Here is a 15,737-nt window from a genome sequence, read left to right as displayed (position 1 = left end):
GAGGGGGTGTACCTGGCACCACCCCCGCGTCCGCCCCCTACCCCTCCGCGACCGGGGGCTTCGACGGCTGGGGCGGACCGGCCCCGATTCCTAGATTCGAAGCGTCCCGATCCACTTACCTGACGCTTACCTCCGGGGGAGAGACCACATGAGGCGCAACCTCGCCGCACGCATCGGCGTGTGGAGCACACACCACCGCAAGACGGCCGTTCTCGGCTGGCTGCTCTTCGTCGTCCTCGCCACGGGCATCGGCGGGGCCACCGGCATGGTCGAGATGACCAACGCGGAGAACGGCGCGGGCGAGTCCGCCCGCGCCGAGCAGATCCTCCTGGACGCCGGACTCGACAAGCCCGCGGGCGAACTGGTCATGGTCTCCGCCCCCGCCGCCGGAGACTGGAAGCCGGCCGCCGACGCCCTCGCCACCGCCGTACGGGAGACCGGCGAGACGCGGAACATCGCCCCGCCCGTCGCCTCGAAGGACGGCAGGGACGGTCTGGTCGCCTTCGAGATGAAGGGCGACGCCGCCACCTCGCCCGACCGGATCCAGCCCGTCCTGGACGCGGTCGCCGCCGTGGGGGACGACCACCCGGCCGTCGAGATCCACCAGTTCGGCGAGGCCAGCGCGGGCAAGTGGCTCGGCGACCTGCTGGCCGAGGACTTCAAGAAGGCCGAGTTCACCGCCGTACCGCTGGCCCTCGGCATCCTCGTCGTCGCCTTCGGCGCGATCGTCGCCGCCCTGCTCCCGGTCGGGCTCGCCCTCACCGCGTGCATGGCCGCCTTCGGCCTCCTGTCGATCGCCAGCCACCAACTGCACCTGTTCCAGACGACGTACTCGGTGATGTTCCTGATGGGCTTCGCCGTCGGCGTCGACTACTGCCTCTTCTACCTGCGCCGCGAACGCGACGAGCGCGCCGCCGGACGCGACGCCGAGACCGCCCTGCGCATCGCGGCGGCCACCAGCGGCCGGGCCGTCCTCGTCTCCGGCCTCACCGTGATGGTCGCCATGGGCGGCATGTTCCTCTCCGGGCTCCTGCTGTTCAAGGGCTTCGCGCTCGCCACGATCATCGTCGTGTTCATCGCCATGCTCGGCTCGGTCACCGTCCTGCCCGCCCTGCTCTCCTGGCTCGGCGACCGCATCGACGCCGGCCGCATCCCGCTGCTGAACCGCCGTGCCAACCACGGCCACTCGGGCAGCGGCCGCATCACCGGCCGGCTGCTGGGCCCCGTCCTCGCCCGGCCCCGCACCTTCGCCGTCGCCGCCGTCGTGCTGCTGCTCGCCCTCGCCGCGCCCGCCCTCGGCATGAAGACCGAGTCCCTGGGCCTGGAGAAGCAGTTCGGCTCCGACGCGCAGCTCTCGATCGCCCACAGCCGGATCACCGACAGCTTCCCCGGCGGCCCCGCCCCGGCCCTCGTCGTCGTCACCGCGCCCGACATCACGGCCCCGGAGGTCGGCAAGGCCCTCGACGGCTTCGAGGACGTCACCGTGCACCGGGACAAGAACGTCGCCGAGATCGAGATCCCGCTCCCGGGCGGCGAGGCCGACCTCACCGAACTGCGCGAGAGGAGCCTGCCCGCCGCGTTCGACGGCACCGGTGCGCAGACCCACGTCACGGGGGAGACCGCCGGATCGGTCGACTTCAACGACCAACTGCGGCGCGGCATCGTCCCGGTCTTCGCCTTCATCACAGCGGTCACGTTCCTGCTGATGCTGTTCTGCTTCCGCAGTCACGTCATCGCCGTGACGTCCATCGTCCTCAACCTGCTCTCCGTGGCCGCCTCCTACGGCGTGATGACCGCCGTCTTCCAGCACGGCTGGGGGGCGTCGCTCATCGGTTCGGAGGGGGTCGGCGCGATCGAGGCTTGGATGCCGCTGTTCGTCCTCGTCGTCCTGTTCGGCCTCTCCATGGACTACCACGTCTTCGTCGTCTCCCGGATCCGCGAGGCGCGCGGCGGCGGCCTGGACAACCGGTCCGCCATCGAGACCGGTATCCGCCGCACGGCCGGGGCGGTAACGGGGGCGGCGGCCATCATGGTCGCGGTGTTCGCGGTGTTCGGGACGCTTTCCATGCAGGACATGCAGCAGATGGGCGTCGGCCTCGCCGTCGCCGTGCTGCTGGACGCCACCGTCGTACGGATGGTGCTGCTGCCCTCCGTGATGCTGCTGCTGGGCGAGCGCAACTGGCGTACCCCGCGCGGTCTTTCGAGGCTGCCGAGCCTGGAGGGCGACGAACCGGCCGAGCCCGAGCGCGACACCGTACGGGCCTGAGACGCCCGAGCGGCCCCGGACCACGGTGAGGAGGAACCGTGGTCCGGGGCCGCCGGACGCGCGCTGTGCCGAACCGGCCGGTCAGGGCGTGTACTTGTACCCGACCCGCCGGACCGTCTGGATCGAACGCCGGTACTCCGCACCGAGCTTGCGGCGTAGCCGGGCGACATGGACGTCGACGGTGCGCCCGTCGCCGACATGCCCGTAGCCCCACACCGTCGTCACCAACTGGTCGCGGGTGTGCACCCGGTGCGGGTGCGCCACCAGATGGGCCAGCAGCTCGAACTCCAGGTACGTGAGGTCGAGGGCGACACCGTCGACCGAGGCGGTACGCCGGGTGGCGTCGATCCGGACCGGGCCGGCGTGCGGTGCCCCCCCGTCGGCGGGTGCCTCGGGCGCCGTCCGCTGGGGCGACGGCGAGCCGCCCGGCCGGAGCGGGGAGGCGGCGGCCCCGGCGAGTGCGGGCTGCTGGTCGGCCGGCACGAGCACCAGGTAGCCGATCATCGGCGGCTGGCCGGGCAGGGTGGGCAGAGTGTGCGGCGGAGCCGGCAGCCAGGTGGCCCCGGGCGGGAGGAAGCCCACCACATCGGCCGGGGCCGCGACCTCGTCGCGGTCGACCGCGCGCAGCCGGTGCCGGTTCGGGTGGGCGGGCAGGGAGCGGGCGGGGGGATGGGCCGCAGCGGGCGCCGGGGACGCCGCGGTGGCGGCGGACGCGGCGGAGAAGGTACGAGTGTTCGCCATGAGGGTCAGCTCTTTCGCGCGAGGAGTCGTCAGGGACGGACTTGCGTCGTACGCGCGGACCGAAGGCCGGGGTGAGCGGCTTTAGTGGGCCTGCGCGTTCCACGCGCGGCAACACACCCGGTCGAAATCATGGTGCTGACGGGAAGGCCAGAACGGTTCGAGGTCGCTGCGACCCGACGCGATGTACTGGAAGCTGGCCATGCGGTCCATTGAAGCAGACATTGCGGCCATGCATCAGACTCCTCTCACCCGTCGATACGGACGCTTCGCGTTACGTTCCTCACGCCCGGGCCGCCGCGCCCACGCTGGAGGGGCCCACCGGTGCTCCGGCGGGCCCCTCCTGCGTACGCGGCGTCGGGATCAGACCTGGTCGGCCTTCTCCAGCGCGGTGCAGCAGGTGTCGACGATCAGCCGCGTGACGACGTACGGGTCGACGTTGGCGTTCGGGCGGCGGTCCTCGATGTAGCCCTTCCGGTCCTGCTCGACCTGCCAGGGGATACGGACCGAAGCGCCGCGGTCGGAGACGCCGTAGCTGTACTCGTTCCACGGGGCGGTCTCGTGCAGGCCGGTGAGCCGGTCGTCGATGCCCGCGCCGTAGTTCTTGACGTGGTCCAGCGGCTTGGAGCCCTCGCCCAGCGACTCGCACGCGGTGATGATCGCGTCGTAGCCCTCGCGCATCGCCTTGGTCGAGAAGTTGGTGTGCGCGCCCGCGCCGTTCCAGTCGCCCTTGACCGGCTTCGGGTCCAGCGTCGCGGAGACGTCGAAGTCCTCGGCGGTGCGGTAGAGCAGCCAACGGGCCACCCACAGCTGGTCGGAGACCTCCAGCGGGGAGAGCGGGCCCACCTGGAACTCCCACTGGCCGGGCATGACCTCGGCGTTGATGCCGGAGATCCCGAGCCCTGCCGCCAGGCAGTTGTCGAGGTGCTTCTCCACGATCTCGCGGCCGAAGATCTCGTCCGCGCCGACACCGCAGTAGTAGCCGCCCTGCGCGGCCGGGAAGCCGCCCTCGGGGAAGCCGAGCGGCCGGTGGCCGTCGAAGAAGGTGTACTCCTGCTCGATGCCGAAGACCGGGGCCTGGCCCGCGAACTGCTCGGCGACCGGACGGAGCGCGGCACGGGTGTTGGACTCGTGCGGCGTCATGTCGATGTCGAAGACCTCGCACAGGACGAGGACGTCCTCACCGCCGCGGATCGGGTCCGGACAGGTGAAGACGGGCTTCAGTACCCGGTCGGACGCGTGGCCCTCGGCCTGGTTGGTGCTGGAGCCGTCGAATCCCCAGATCGGCAGATCCGCCACGTCCCCCGACGGCGCGCCGTCCATGATCTTCGTCTTGGAGCGCAGCTTGGCGGTCGGCTCGGTGCCGTCGATCCAGATGTACTCAGCCTTGAACGTCACGGACGCCATCCTTTGCGGGTGCAGCGGTCTATGCAGCGCAGCTTGGCAAGAGGCGATTTCCCGTCCGTTGCCCGGATGTGAACCCCGTGTTACCGAGGTTTCCTGCGGTTTTCCGGGCGACCCGGGGGCCTCCACGACGCTCCGAGGCCCCCTCGCAGCAGGCTCGACGACTGCTCGGAGCCCGCTCAGAGACTGCTCTTGAGCAGCGCCGAGAACCCCGCCGCCCGCATCCGGCGCACCAGCTCCTGACGGCTCGACCCCAGCGCGGCGGCCGCCCGGTCCAGCTCCCAGCCGGCCCCGGCCACGGTCCGCAGCAGATGGCCCCGGCGGATCTGGGCATCGGACAGCCGGAACGTCTTGAGGTAGGCGACCCGCCCCTTGTGGTCGGTGATCGTCTCCCCGATGTGCTGCCCGCCCGAGTCCCGGACGAACGGCGGCAGGAAGCGCCACAGGGTGAAGGACTTCATCCGGTACACCCGGTCGAACGCGTACGAGGTGTCCAGCAGCTCCCGCGCGAACACGGTGCCGTGCGCCTCGGCCCACGCCCGCTCCTGCGCCCGTGCGGCCGCCCGCAGCTCGCCGAGATCCCGGAGGTGCTCCCCGCCCCCGATCCGCACCGGGGCCTCGGCCACCGGAGCCCCGTACAGCGCGTACTGGTGCACCAGCTCCCCGTAGAGGTCCTCCACCAGCGAGGCGTGCAGGAGACGGTAGTCGTCCGGGTGCGGGACGACGAAGGCGGCGGCGAGCGCGTCGGAGACGTACACCATCACCCCGCACTGGCCCGGGTGGATCTCGAAGATCCGCAGCGCTTCCCCGAGCCCGCGCACCGACCGCCCGAGATACGCGTCCTCGGCGCGCGGCGAGAGCCCGTCGCGCAGCGCCGTGCGCGACCACTCCTCCCAGGCGGTCGACGGACCGCCGAAATGCAGCGCGAGATACCCCTCCAACGCCAGGTGCAGCGGCAGGAACCGCAGCCGGTCACCGGGCCGCCGCTTGGCCATCCGATGGTGCGGAAGCGGCGGCAGCGGAATGGCCCGGGGCGCGCCGCCCCCACCGAACTGGGTCCCGTACGCGGCCGACCGCCAGCCGCCCGCCTCCGGGCCCCGGCCGTCCTGGCCCGACCAGTCGGCGACCAGGCCGTGCGGAATGTACGAGAGATAGCGCTCCCGGGGCCCGAGCTCGACGATCCCCGCGCCGAGGCCCTCGTACACCTCGCGGTGCAGCCGCAGCCCCTCCACCGGCGCCGCACGGAGCAGCGGAACGAGCCGGACCCCGCCCCACACCTGCGCGGGCCCGGCGGTGAGCCCGGACAGCTCCAGCCGGTTCACGGCGTCACGTCCTCTCCGGGCACCCGCGCGGAGCGGGCGGCCCTCGGCGCCGACTCCGGCCCGTTCACGGAACCACCCCTTCCCCCACCCTCTCCGGTGAACCGGGCCACCTGCCGGTCCAGATACGCGTACAGCTCCTCCGGCCCGGTGCGCCCCTCCGCGAACCGGGCGATCTCCACCAGCGCGGGCAGATCCTCCGCATCCCGGATCCCGGCCGTCGCCACCCCCGCCGCCAGCCGCCGCACATCGAAACCGTCCGCGTCGTATACGGGGTTGACGTGCACCACGGCCGTCCGCCCCGCCGGATCCAGCCGACGCCGCCACACCCGCAGCACCTCGCCCGCCAGGCCCGCCGGGGCGTTGTCCCAGCCGTCCGAGACGATCACCAGCCGGTCCGGGACCGCGCCGTCCGCACCCGGCTCCAGCGCGTCCAGGATCCGCATGCCCAGCGGGGTCGGCCCCCACGGGCGTACGAGCAGCGCGTCGTGCGCGCCCGAGGTCCACAGCCCCCGGTACGCGCCCGGCGCGGCGAGCGCCTCCAGCAGGTGGTGGCAGGCCAGTGCCACGGCGAGCGGCCGCCGCCGCTTCTGCCCCGAACCGGACGAGGAGAAGCTGTCGTCCAGCACCGCGTGCACCCGCCCCCAGCTCCCCGCGTGTCCGCCCGCCGCCCGCCGGGCCGCCGCGCGCAGGGCGCCGGTCAGCTCGGCCCGCCGCTCACCGCGCTGCTCGAAGCCGAGCGACAGCACGTACAGCGCGAGCCGGGTCAGCGGCATCACGGTCAGATCGACGTCCGGCCGCCGGTCGCGCACCACCCGCTGCTCCTGGGTCCGCAGCCGCTCCAGCCGGGTCATCCGCGGGGCGGCCCGCTTCAGGAACACCTCGCGCTTCATCCCGTGCTTGGCGGCGAACCCCTCCGCGACGGTGAACGGCAGCTCGGCCACCGCCCCCTGCTCGTAGTGGGCGCGCCGCCAGGCGTCGAGCAGCCCGTGCTCGTACCGGGGCAGCCGGCCGGGCCGGAACAGGAACGCCCCGACCTCGGCGAGCGGCCGGACCCCCTCGGGACAGGGCAGATGGACATGCCGGGCCACGGTCTTCAGCCCGGCCCGGTACTTCACCGCGTCATGACCCAGATCCGGCCGGGCCGCCAGCCACTCCCGCATGATCGCCCGGGTCCGCCGGTTGTTGACCTTGGCGCGGCGCAGCTCGCCGAAGAGCCGGTAGACGCGCGGCGGCGGCAGCAGCGCCAGCCGGGCGGCGACGAGCCGGCCCTCGGTGCGCCGCTCCTCGGCGCTCGCCTCGCCCGCCGACTCCAGCAGCCGCCGCACGATGAGGGCCGCGTTGTGGTGGTTGATGTCCAGGGCGAGCGAAGCCGCGTACACCCGGCGGTAGTTGATCCGTACGTACGTGTGCAGGAAGTCCAGGGACAGCTGCTGGTCAGCGGCGCCCGAGCGGAACTCGCGCTGTCCGGTCGCGGTGATCGCGGCGTTCACGAAGAGGAGGACGTCCTCGGCGGCGACGAGGTCGGCGGTGGTGCCGGCGGCGGTGTCGGTGTCGGACGTTCGGGCGGTCTCGGGCGCGCTCATGGACTTCCCCCCGGTGGAGACAGAGACGCCGGCCGGGGAATGGAGGCGCGAACAACGAAATCATCGCTTCATAGGCACGTCTCGGGAGTCGCGCCGGAGTCCCGCGGCCGGCTCCGGAAACGTAACGGGACGAGGTCGCTTCCCGCCACCGCATTCGGGCCCGGTGACTTCCGGCGCCGGACCGGGCGGGAAACCCCCGGCCCCCTGCCCGACCGGCCGCCGCGCCCGGCACACTGGCACGCATGACGACTGCGGACACCACTCCTCCTCTGCGTATCGGCCTCCTCGGCACCGGCCCCTGGGCCCGCAACACCCAGGCCCCCGCGCTCGCCGCCCACCCCGCTGTCGAGCTGAGCGGAGTGTGGGGCCGCAGGGCCGAGCCGGCGGAGGCCCTCGCCGCCGCCCACGGGACCCGGGCGTACACCGGCGAGGACGGCATCGACGCGCTCCTTCAGGCGAGCGACGCGGTGGCCTTCGCGCTGCCGCCGGACGTCCAGGCCCCGCTCGCGGTCCGGGCGGCGGAGGCGGGCTGCCACCTGCTGATGGACAAGCCGGTCGCCACGACGGTGGCGGGGGCCCGTGCGGTGGCCGAGGCCGCGGAGAAGTCAGGGGTGGCCTCGGTCGTCTTCTGCACGCTGCGCTTCGCGCCCGAGACCTCCGCGTGGATCGCCGAACAGGCCGCGGTGGAGGGCTGGTTCACCGCCCGCGCCCAGTGGCTCGGCTCGCTCTACGCGCCCGGTTCCACCAGCGAGTACGCGGACTCCCCGTGGCGGCGCGAGAAGGGCGGCCTGTGGGACGTCGGCCCGCACGCGCTCTCCGTGCTGATCCCGGTCCTGGGCGACGTCGAGCACCTGACCGCCGCCCGGGGACCGGCCGACACCACGCACCTGATCCTGCGCCACACCTCCGGCGCGTCCAGCACGGTCACCCTCGGGCTGAGCGCCCCGCCCGGCGCGGCGGGCGTCGAGATCGAGTTCCGGGGCGAGCACGGTACGGCGTCGATCCCGGGCTGGGACGGCGCGGAGACAGCGTTCCGGGGTGCGGTGGACGCCCTGGCCGAAGCGGTACGCACGGGGGTGCCGCATGCCTGCGACGCGCGCTTCGGCCTCCACCTCACGGAGCTGCTGGTGGCGGCGGAGACGCAGGCGCGGGCGTAGGCGCAGGCGGGCTGACCGGCGGGATCGAGCGGCACAGGCCTCGCGGCTCCCATCGGCTCTTCCCGGCGGTTGGGTCCGGCAGAGGCCTGGCGGCTTCCGTCGGTTTTCCCCGGCGGCAGGGCCCGGCACAGGCCTCGCGGTTTCCCGCCGCCTCACCCCGGAGGCAGAGCCCGGCACAGGCCTCGCGGCTTCTGTCGGCTCTACCTTGCGGCAGGGCCCGGCACAGGCCTCGCGGCTCCCACCCGCCTCACCCCGGCGGCAGAGCACGGCAGAGGGCGTCCAACGCCTCCGGGTAGCCGGCCTCGGTGGGCGTCGCGTACCCCACGACCAGCCCGTCCCGGTGGGGGACTTCTGCGGCATCGGTGGTGCCGGTGGCGCCGGCCGGACGCACGCCACCGGCGCCACTCGCGCCACCGGCATGGCGGGCATCCGCCGCCCCCGGGTGCAGATAGTCGGCGAGGCCCTCCACCGCCAGCCCCTGCCAGGTCGCCGCCCGGACCACCGAACGCTCGGTGCCGGGCGGCAGTTCCACCACCGCGTGCAGCCCGGCCGCGATCCCGGTGACCCGGACGTGCGGGGCCCGCCGCTCCAGCGCGGCCACCAACTGGTCCCGGCGGCGGCGGTGGCGCTGCCGCATCCGGCGTACCTGCCGGTCGTACGCGCCCGACTCGACGAAGTCCGCGAGCGTCAACTGCTCGGTGGCGCTGGAGAACTGCTCCCGCTCGCCCTTCGCCGCGACGACCGGGGCGACGAGCCGCTGGGGCAGCACCATCCACCCGATCCGCAGGGTGGGGGAGAGGCTCTTGCTCACCGACCCCACCAGCGCCACATGCTCGGGATCAAGCCCTTGAACAGCGCCCACGGGCTGCCGGTCGTAGCGGAACTCCCCGTCGTAGTCGTCCTCGACGACGAGGCCGCCGGTGGCCCGGGCCCAGTCGACGACGGCCGCCCGCCGCGCGGGGTGCAGCGGGCCGCCGGTGGGGAACTGGTGCGCGGGCGTGAGGAGTACGGCACGGTCGCGGCGGGTGAGCCCGTCGACCCGGGCGCCGTCCGCGTCCACGCCGAGCGGCCGGGTGCCGACCCCGTGGGAGGCGAGCAGCTCGCGGTGGAAGGGCAGCCCGTACTCCTCCGCCGCCCACGGTCCGCCCACCACCTCAGCGAGCAGCCGCAGCCCGTGCGCGGCGCCCGAGCAGAGCACGATGCGCTCCGGCGCGGCCCGCACCCCGCGCACCCGGGCCAGATAGCCGGCCAGGGCCCGCCGCAGCTCGGGCCGCCCGTGCGGATCACCGGGCCCGAACGCGTCGTCGGGGGCGGCGGCCAGCGCCCGCCGCGCCGAGGCCAGCCAGGCGGTGCGCGGGAACACCGAGGGGTCCGGCTGCCCCTGGACCAGGTCATGGACCGGGCGGGCGGCGCGCTCCGGGGTGCGCGGCCGGTGCACGGGGGTGACCGGGACGGCCCGCTCGGCGACCCGCGTTCCCGAGCCCTGGCGGGCGGCGAGCCACCCTTCCGCGACCAGCTCCGCGTACGCGTCGGCGACGGTGTTGCGGGCGAGGCCCAGATCGGCGGCGAGGGAACGGTAGGGCGGCAGCCGGGTGCCGGGGGCGAGCCGCCCGCTGCGCACGGCCTCGCGCAGCGCGTCCATCAGCAGGGCCCGGCGGTTGCCGGTGCCGGAGAGCTCCAGGGGCAGATCGCTGCCCAGGATCTCCGCGGAATTGACCCATGAATTCATCACAGAAATGCACCCCGTACCCAGTCGCCTGTCGCCCTAGATTCGTACCCATGACGACGACGGAGATCAAGACGAACGACCGCACCACCATCCCGGCCACCACCGTCCGGAGCAACCGGGCGACGGCCCGGCTGGACTTCGCGAAGGCGGCCCCGAAGGCGTTCCGCGCCGTGATCGGTCTCGACGCGGCGGCCCGCGCGGGCCTGGACCCCACCCTGGTCGAGCTGGTCCAGATCCGCGCCTCGCACCTGAACCGGTGCGCTTACTGCCTGCACATGCACACCACGGACGCGCGCAAGGCGGGCGAGAGCGAGGAACGCCTGCACATGGTCGCGGTGTGGCAGGAGGCGGAACACTTCTTCACGCCGGCGGAACAGGCAGCCCTGGCCCTGACGGACGCGGTCACCCGGATCGGTGACGCCGGGATGCCGGACGAGGTCTACGACCGGGCGGCGGCCCACTTCCCCGAGGAGGAGCTGGCCCACCTCCTGGCCCTGATCTTCACGATCAACACGTGGAACCGCATAGCCCTGTCCACGGCCAAGCGCGCGGGCACGGACGAACGCTGAGCCTGTACGCACCCACCCCGGGGGCTCACCTCAACCGGGCCGGAGCTCCAGCGGGGACTGCCCGGCCGCGGGATCAGGCACCACGCCCCAGCGCGTCCCGTACCGCTTCCTCGCTCCGGGCCACCACGGCGCTGCCGTCCTCGGCCGTGATGATCGGCCGCTGGATCAGCTTCGGGTGCTCGGACAGCGCCGCGATCCACCGCTCCCGGGAACCGGCGTCCCGCGGCCACTCCTTGAGCCCCAGCTCCTTCGCCACCGCCTCCTGCGTCCGCGTGATGTCCCACGGCTCCAGACCGAGCCGGTCCAGCACCGCCCGGATCTCCTCGGGCGACGGCACGTCCTCCAGGTAGCGGCGGACGGTGTAATCGGCCCCTTCGGCGTCCAGCAGGGTCACCGCGCTGCGGCACTTGGAACAGGCGGGATTGATCCAGATCTCCATGGGGCCAAGGGTACGGGAGGGGTTGCCGAAATAGCCTCTGGCCAGGGGCGATTGTCAGTGGGGGGCAGTAAAATGGAGGCAGTTCGCGAGGGTTCCACCACGCTGCCAGGAGGATGCCGATGGCCGTTGCCGCAGTCACGACCGAGCCGCTCGACCGACAGCTCCCGATGCCCTTCCACCCACCGCTTCCCACCCCGCTGCCGAAGAAGCGACTGCCCGCGGGCCGCCCCCGCGAGTGGTACGTCTCCCACAACCGCCGGCTCAAGGCCATGCGCCTGGCCATCGCCCTGCTCGACAGCGGGGTCTACCAGCCCTCCAGCGCCGGCAACCACCGGATACGGATCACCGCCGAGCGCCTGGGGATCCACCCGCCGTCCGACACCACCTGCCGCATGGTCCGCGCCCTGATCCGCTACGGCCGCTGACCTCGACGCACCGCACCGCACTCCACCGCGCCGCTGCCCCCGGACCGTCGACCGAGAGGTCCGGGGGCAGCGGGCTGCCCGGCTCCGCCCGTACGGGAAACAGGGGAAAGGGCGTCACCATGGCTGCTGATCTGTGGACCTCGGGCATATCGCTCATCGGTGTCGCGCTGGGCGGCGGCCTGACGGCTTTCGCTCAGCGCGGCACCCGGCGCTCGGCGGAGCGCGTTGACGACGGGTAGGATCCGAGCCCCATGAAGGCACTCATCTCGGTCGACATGGAAGGCATCTCGGGGATCGTCCACTCCTCCGAGACGAACCCCGAGCGCTACGACTACCAGCGCGGCCGGGAGTTGATGACGGCCGAGGCGAACGCGGTGATCGCGGGCGTCCTGGACGCCGAGCCGACGGCCGAGGTGCGGGTGGCCGACGCGCACGGCACGTTCCGCAACCTGCTGCCGGAACGACTCGACCGCCGCGCCCGCCTGGTCCGGGGCAAACCGCGTGCGCTGAACATGCTCGCCGGGCTCGACGCGGAGACCGACGCGGCGCTGTTCGTCGGCTACCACGTCCGCGCGGGGGAGGGCCCGGGGGTGCTGGCGCACACCATGAACGGCGAGATCCTGGACGTACGGGTGGCCGGCCGCTCCCTGGGCGAGATCGGGCTCAACGCCGCCATGGCCGGCCACCTCGGCGTACCGGTCGTCCTGCTCAGCGGCGACGACGCGGCCTGTGCCGAGGCTGCCGACCTGATCCCCGGAGCGGTCACCGTCCCGGTCAAGGAAGCTCTGGGCATGGCGGCCGCGGTGACCCTGCACCCGGAGGAGGCCCGGGACCGGCTGCGCCGGGCGGCGGCGGACGCGGTGTCCCGCCGCGAGGAGATCCGGCCCCTGGCTCTCGTGGGGCCGCTGGACGTGGAGGTCGACCTCGCGAGCCCGCACACCGTCGACCTGGCGACGCTCGTACCAGACGTCTCCCGTACGGCGGGGGCCCGTACGGTCACCTTCACTGCAGCCGACTACGCGACCGCCTACCGCCTGATCCTGCTGCTCGCGCAGCTGGCCACGATCAAGCCCGCCTGAAGGCATCCCGCCCGCCTCGGCCGGACAGCCCTCAGGACGTGCCGACGTCGAGTGCCGTCCCGTACAGCCGGGACACCTTCAGCCGGACGACCACCCGCCGCTCGGCCACCAACTCTTCCAGGAACGCGTTCTCGTCCGCGGGCCGCGCGGCCGCCGGGACCATGTCCAGCAGCTCCCGACCGGTCGCGTCGCCCGGGACGCTCGTGATCTCGGAGATCTCGGCCTCGCCCTCGGCCACGGCGAAGGACCACACGTCACCGCCCGGAACATGCAGGGCGGCGCGCGGGTCGCGCCGCAGCTGCTTGACCTTGACGCGGTCGGCGGTGCTGGAGAACCGCAGGACGCGTGCCGCGGCGTCCCAGTGGTAGACCATGGTGGTCAGGTGCGGATGGCCACTGCGTTTGTTGGTGGCGAGGGTGCCGAACTGCTGAGTGCTCAGCAGTTCGGACAGCTCGTCCTCGGACAGGGTGCGGGGTGCCGGGCCTTGACTCATACCGATCCCAACTCCCCGTCCACCACCGCTATTCCGCGCTGTCCGGACCGGAGAACATGGCGACCCGGCCCGCTCCGAATCCGGCGAACAGGTCGCCGAACACGGCCGTGCCGACCGGCCCCCTCCACCTCACCGCCTGCCCGGACGTGGCGCACGACGGTCCGAAAACGCCTCGAACGCCGCCCGGGTTGCCTCTACGATCACCGGGTGACGACCCAGGTGATCGTGGTGAACGGCGGCTCCAGCTCCGGCAAGTCCGGCATCGTCCGCTGCCTCCAGGCGGAGCTGCCCGACCCGTGGCTCGCCGCCGCGATCGACGCGTCCGTCGACTCGCTGCCCGCGTCCCTGCGCACGACGGGCGCGGCCCACATAGCCTGACCGACCGACCTTCCCCGACACACCCGGCTGGAGCGAGATGACCGACCTGTGGACCGGCGAGAGAGTACGCCTGCGAGGCATCGAACCCCAGGACTGGGAGGGCTTCCGCGCCCTGGCCCTGCACACCGTGGACGCCCGCAACGCCGACGTGGTCGAACCGCCGCGCTCGGAAGAGAGCTTCCGCGCCTGGACCACCGAACGCGCAGCCCGCACCCCGAACCCGTCCTCGTACCAACTGGTCATCGAGACCCGCTTCGAGCACGCCTTCGTCGGCGCGGTGTCGGTGGGCGAGACGGACGCCCGCGCGGGCCGCTTCCGTACGGGCATAGAGGTCACGCGCGAACACCGCCGCCAGGGCTACGCGGCCGAGGCCACCGAACTGGTCCTCACCTACATGTTCGCCGAACAGCGCTGCCACAAGTGCGAGGTGGAGGTCTACGCCTTCAACGACGCCTCCCTGGCCCTCTACCGCACACTCGGCTTCGTGGAGGAGGGCCGCCTGCGCCAGCACGAGTTCTTCGCAGGCGCCCACCACGACGTGGTCCTGCTGGGCATCACGGCGGACGAGTACTGGGCGGGGCGGGCACGGCCCTCGCTGCGGTGAACGGGGCCTGTCCAGGACAACGCCTACGCCGGGGTCCACAGCCGGCGCATGTGGTCATCGAGGACGTGAAGTGATCCTCACCGAGCCGCTGCCCGACCGCGTCCCGGGGTCGGCCGGGTGCGGGTCACCGATGGCTACGGAAGTAGGCGCGGAGCGCGTCGTGACAGCCCTCCCCGGTGTCGACCCGGCTTCGCGAGAAGGCCAGCACTCCCTCTTCCTCGCCGCGCTGTCCGGCCCTGGCCAGCTGCGTGTCGATGTCCGCGATGAACTTGCGGCACTCGGCGCTGACAGGTTTCTCGGGCGGCGGGCCCGGAGCCGAGGAGTTCTCCAGCTGAGCGGTGGCGACGAGGCCGGCCGCGCACAGCGCTGCCCACGCGGCAACCCACGTGCGGCGGTTCATCCGTATCGGCTTGGGCATCCGGGCATCCTACGAGCGCTCCGGCGGGCTGTCTCCGCGATCGAGGCTTCTTCATCGGCGCGTGCGACGACAGAGCCGGTCGGCATCGCAGGTGGGGAGAGTCTCACGCGGCGAGGGTCGCCACCTCCAGAAGGAGGTGGCGACCCTCGGCGTGGGGCGAGGTGTTCGGGAAGGCGCTGAACGCGATCGTGGGTTGCTTCGCCCGGCGTGAGGCGCGGGCGACGACGGCCGAGACGGTCGCTATGCCATTCTTCCGACAGAGCAGTACGAGGGTGCCTGCGGCAGAGGTCGATCAGGTTGCCGCGTAGAAGGATCCCGTGCAGTTGGTCGGGCGTGCTTCCTTGCCCCAGTCTCCGTGGCACGGCTGAATGAGAATGGCCTTGCCTTCGGGGAGGTCCTTGTTCTTGTACCTGACCGTGCCCTTCCCGGACGCGTTGTAAATATATCCGTACCTGATCGTGTAGCCGTTCGGCTCTCTCACGCTCCACTGCACGACGCCGGAATGTCCGTCAGCGTTCGTGTCCTTGACCCTGAACCAGTCACCGTCTTCGCTGAAGCAGACTTCGGCCCAAGCGTTGTCGGTGCACTTCCAAGGCGTGCTGGTGGAGCTCGACGTCGCGGATGCGAGGTCCCGCTCCTGGGTCAGGGCGGTGGCCTGTGTGATGCTGAAAAGGGTTGCGGCGGCGGTGGCGGCTGCCGTTATCAGAATGCGCCTTTTCGTTTTCAATTTCATCCCCTTGTGGAATTGTGGGTGATTCTTCACCGCGTCACCCATGAACTGCGTAACGCTAACACGACAGTTGTAGTTTTTGATCACCGCTGATCGCGACGGCTCGGCGGGTGGTGACAGTACGAGGGCCCGCAGGAGCCGGATGAGGTCGGGGCAGCTCAGCGGGACGAGTGCGGGCGCTCCTCGATCCGCCATCTGCGGCAGATCACTGGCCCCGTCGAGGAGTTGACAGGTGGCGGCGATGCCCCCGGTGCAGCCGAGCCCCGGTCCCGCAGCCGGACGACGGAGCAGCGCCCATCGCGGTGTGACGCGCAGCAGAAAAGGCCGTCGGCCGTACCCCGGGAGGGGGACGGCCGACGGCCCACAGACGGCTCACGGGAGAGGAGGGGAGCCCCACGGACCA

General features: G+C 72.5%; 15 protein-coding genes and 1 pseudogene. 7 read left to right on the top strand and 9 right to left on the bottom strand.

What is annotated here, in order from left to right:
- The first annotated feature begins 148 nt into the window (after window positions 1–148).
- Complete coding sequence (locus tag ACFWRV_RS00080) at window positions 149–2,266, top strand: MMPL family transporter (RefSeq protein ID WP_384326235.1); 2,118 nt, start codon at window positions 149–151, stop codon at window positions 2,264–2,266.
- Window positions 2,267–2,347: 81 nt separating this feature from the next.
- Here ACFWRV_RS00080 and ACFWRV_RS00075 read toward each other — a convergent pair whose 3' ends face one another.
- The 4 genes from ACFWRV_RS00075 to ACFWRV_RS00060 form a co-directional block, all read right to left on the bottom strand.
- Window positions 2,348–3,007 (bottom strand): winged helix-turn-helix domain-containing protein, encoded by a 660-nt coding sequence (locus tag ACFWRV_RS00075; protein WP_384326233.1) that lies wholly within the window; start codon window positions 3,005–3,007, stop codon window positions 2,348–2,350.
- 360 nt (window positions 3,008–3,367) lie between these two features.
- Complete coding sequence (gene glnII / locus ACFWRV_RS00070) at window positions 3,368–4,402, bottom strand: glutamine synthetase (RefSeq protein WP_384326231.1); 1,035 nt, start codon at window positions 4,400–4,402, stop codon at window positions 3,368–3,370.
- A gap of 185 nt (window positions 4,403–4,587) precedes the next feature.
- The gene (locus tag ACFWRV_RS00065; protein ID WP_384326229.1) at window positions 4,588–5,730 is read right to left on the bottom strand and encodes a hypothetical protein; all 1,143 of its coding nucleotides are present in this window, start codon (window positions 5,728–5,730) and stop codon (window positions 4,588–4,590) included.
- Window positions 5,727–7,313, bottom strand: coding sequence for a hypothetical protein (locus ACFWRV_RS00060; protein ID WP_384326227.1), 1,587 nt, complete (start codon window positions 7,311–7,313; stop codon window positions 5,727–5,729). The genes ACFWRV_RS00065 and ACFWRV_RS00060 overlap by 4 nt, the downstream gene beginning before the upstream one ends.
- Before the next feature lie 242 nt (window positions 7,314–7,555).
- Here ACFWRV_RS00060 and ACFWRV_RS00055 point away from each other — a divergent pair, with 242 nt between their 5' ends.
- Window positions 7,556–8,470: a Gfo/Idh/MocA family protein gene (locus ACFWRV_RS00055; RefSeq protein WP_384326225.1), complete on the top strand. Its 915-nt coding sequence runs from the start codon at window positions 7,556–7,558 to the stop codon at window positions 8,468–8,470.
- Window positions 8,471–8,717: 247 nt separating this feature from the next.
- Here ACFWRV_RS00055 and ACFWRV_RS00050 read toward each other — a convergent pair whose 3' ends face one another.
- On the bottom strand, window positions 8,718–10,199 hold the full coding sequence (locus ACFWRV_RS00050; protein ID WP_384326223.1) for a PLP-dependent aminotransferase family protein: 1,482 nt from the start codon (window positions 10,197–10,199) through the stop codon (window positions 8,718–8,720).
- A gap of 50 nt (window positions 10,200–10,249) precedes the next feature.
- Between ACFWRV_RS00050 and ACFWRV_RS00045 the strand changes: the two genes are divergently transcribed.
- Window positions 10,250–10,768: a carboxymuconolactone decarboxylase family protein gene (locus ACFWRV_RS00045; protein WP_384326222.1), complete on the top strand. Its 519-nt coding sequence runs from the start codon at window positions 10,250–10,252 to the stop codon at window positions 10,766–10,768.
- 73 nt (window positions 10,769–10,841) lie between these two features.
- Here the strand turns inward: ACFWRV_RS00045 and ACFWRV_RS00040 are convergent, their stop codons facing one another.
- Entirely contained in the window at window positions 10,842–11,207 is a 366-nt protein-coding gene (locus ACFWRV_RS00040) for an arsenate reductase family protein (protein ID WP_384326220.1), read from the bottom strand.
- 119 nt (window positions 11,208–11,326) lie between these two features.
- Here ACFWRV_RS00040 and ACFWRV_RS00035 point away from each other — a divergent pair, with 119 nt between their 5' ends.
- Window positions 11,327–11,632 (top strand): hypothetical protein, encoded by a 306-nt coding sequence (locus ACFWRV_RS00035; protein WP_384326218.1) that lies wholly within the window; start codon window positions 11,327–11,329, stop codon window positions 11,630–11,632.
- A 251-nt stretch (window positions 11,633–11,883) separates the two neighbouring features.
- Entirely contained in the window at window positions 11,884–12,711 is an 828-nt protein-coding gene (locus tag ACFWRV_RS00030) for a M55 family metallopeptidase (RefSeq protein ID WP_384326216.1), read from the top strand.
- Window positions 12,712–12,742: 31 nt separating this feature from the next.
- Here the strand turns inward: ACFWRV_RS00030 and ACFWRV_RS00025 are convergent, their stop codons facing one another.
- Window positions 12,743–13,204, bottom strand: coding sequence for a pyridoxamine 5'-phosphate oxidase family protein (locus ACFWRV_RS00025; RefSeq protein ID WP_384326214.1), 462 nt, complete (start codon window positions 13,202–13,204; stop codon window positions 12,743–12,745).
- Between the two features lie 207 nt (window positions 13,205–13,411).
- Here ACFWRV_RS00025 and ACFWRV_RS00020 point away from each other — a divergent pair.
- Together ACFWRV_RS00020 and ACFWRV_RS00015 are read left to right on the top strand one after the other, a co-directional pair.
- Window positions 13,412–13,567, top strand: a pseudogene (locus tag ACFWRV_RS00020) (chloramphenicol phosphotransferase); the annotation flags it as partial.
- Between the two features lie 52 nt (window positions 13,568–13,619).
- Window positions 13,620–14,186, top strand: coding sequence for a GNAT family N-acetyltransferase (locus tag ACFWRV_RS00015; RefSeq protein WP_384326212.1), 567 nt, complete (start codon window positions 13,620–13,622; stop codon window positions 14,184–14,186).
- A 124-nt stretch (window positions 14,187–14,310) separates the two neighbouring features.
- On the opposite strand, the gene ACFWRV_RS00010 is transcribed toward ACFWRV_RS00015, so the two are convergent.
- Together ACFWRV_RS00010 and ACFWRV_RS00005 are read right to left on the bottom strand one after the other, a co-directional pair.
- Window positions 14,311–14,604: a hypothetical protein gene (locus tag ACFWRV_RS00010; RefSeq protein ID WP_384326210.1), complete on the bottom strand. Its 294-nt coding sequence runs from the start codon at window positions 14,602–14,604 to the stop codon at window positions 14,311–14,313.
- A 292-nt stretch (window positions 14,605–14,896) separates the two neighbouring features.
- Entirely contained in the window at window positions 14,897–15,379 is a 483-nt protein-coding gene (locus tag ACFWRV_RS00005; RefSeq protein ID WP_384326208.1) for a hypothetical protein, read from the bottom strand.
- Window positions 15,380–15,737 lie beyond the last annotated feature (358 nt).

The sequence above is a fragment of the Streptomyces sp. NPDC058576 genome, from assembly GCF_042718715.1.
Taxonomy (GTDB): domain Bacteria; phylum Actinomycetota; class Actinomycetes; order Streptomycetales; family Streptomycetaceae; genus Streptomyces.
This window is presented reverse-complemented; position numbering and strand designations above follow the sequence as displayed.

Excerpts from the sequence above, each read along its gene's own strand:
- ACFWRV_RS00060 (WP_384326227.1), bottom strand. The coding sequence starts at position 7,313 with ATGAGCGCGCCCGAGACCGCCCGAACGTCCGACACCGACACCGCCGCC.
- ACFWRV_RS00050 (WP_384326223.1), bottom strand. The coding sequence starts at position 10,199 with ATGAATTCATGGGTCAATTCCGCGGAGATCCTGGGCAGCGATCTGCCC.
- ACFWRV_RS00015 (WP_384326212.1), top strand. The coding sequence starts at position 13,620 with ATGACCGACCTGTGGACCGGCGAGAGAGTACGCCTGCGAGGCATCGAA.
- ACFWRV_RS00035 (WP_384326218.1), top strand. The coding sequence starts at position 11,327 with ATGGCCGTTGCCGCAGTCACGACCGAGCCGCTCGACCGACAGCTCCCG.
- ACFWRV_RS00030 (WP_384326216.1), top strand. The coding sequence starts at position 11,884 with ATGAAGGCACTCATCTCGGTCGACATGGAAGGCATCTCGGGGATCGTC.
- ACFWRV_RS00075 (WP_384326233.1), bottom strand. The coding sequence starts at position 3,007 with ATGGCGAACACTCGTACCTTCTCCGCCGCGTCCGCCGCCACCGCGGCG.
- ACFWRV_RS00055 (WP_384326225.1), top strand. The coding sequence starts at position 7,556 with ATGACGACTGCGGACACCACTCCTCCTCTGCGTATCGGCCTCCTCGGC.
- ACFWRV_RS00025 (WP_384326214.1), bottom strand. The coding sequence starts at position 13,204 with ATGAGTCAAGGCCCGGCACCCCGCACCCTGTCCGAGGACGAGCTGTCC.
- ACFWRV_RS00045 (WP_384326222.1), top strand. The coding sequence starts at position 10,250 with ATGACGACGACGGAGATCAAGACGAACGACCGCACCACCATCCCGGCC.
- ACFWRV_RS00005 (WP_384326208.1), bottom strand. The coding sequence starts at position 15,379 with ATGGGTGACGCGGTGAAGAATCACCCACAATTCCACAAGGGGATGAAA.
- ACFWRV_RS00040 (WP_384326220.1), bottom strand. The coding sequence starts at position 11,207 with ATGGAGATCTGGATCAATCCCGCCTGTTCCAAGTGCCGCAGCGCGGTG.
- ACFWRV_RS00010 (WP_384326210.1), bottom strand. The coding sequence starts at position 14,604 with ATGCCCAAGCCGATACGGATGAACCGCCGCACGTGGGTTGCCGCGTGG.
- ACFWRV_RS00080 (WP_384326235.1), top strand. The coding sequence starts at position 149 with ATGAGGCGCAACCTCGCCGCACGCATCGGCGTGTGGAGCACACACCAC.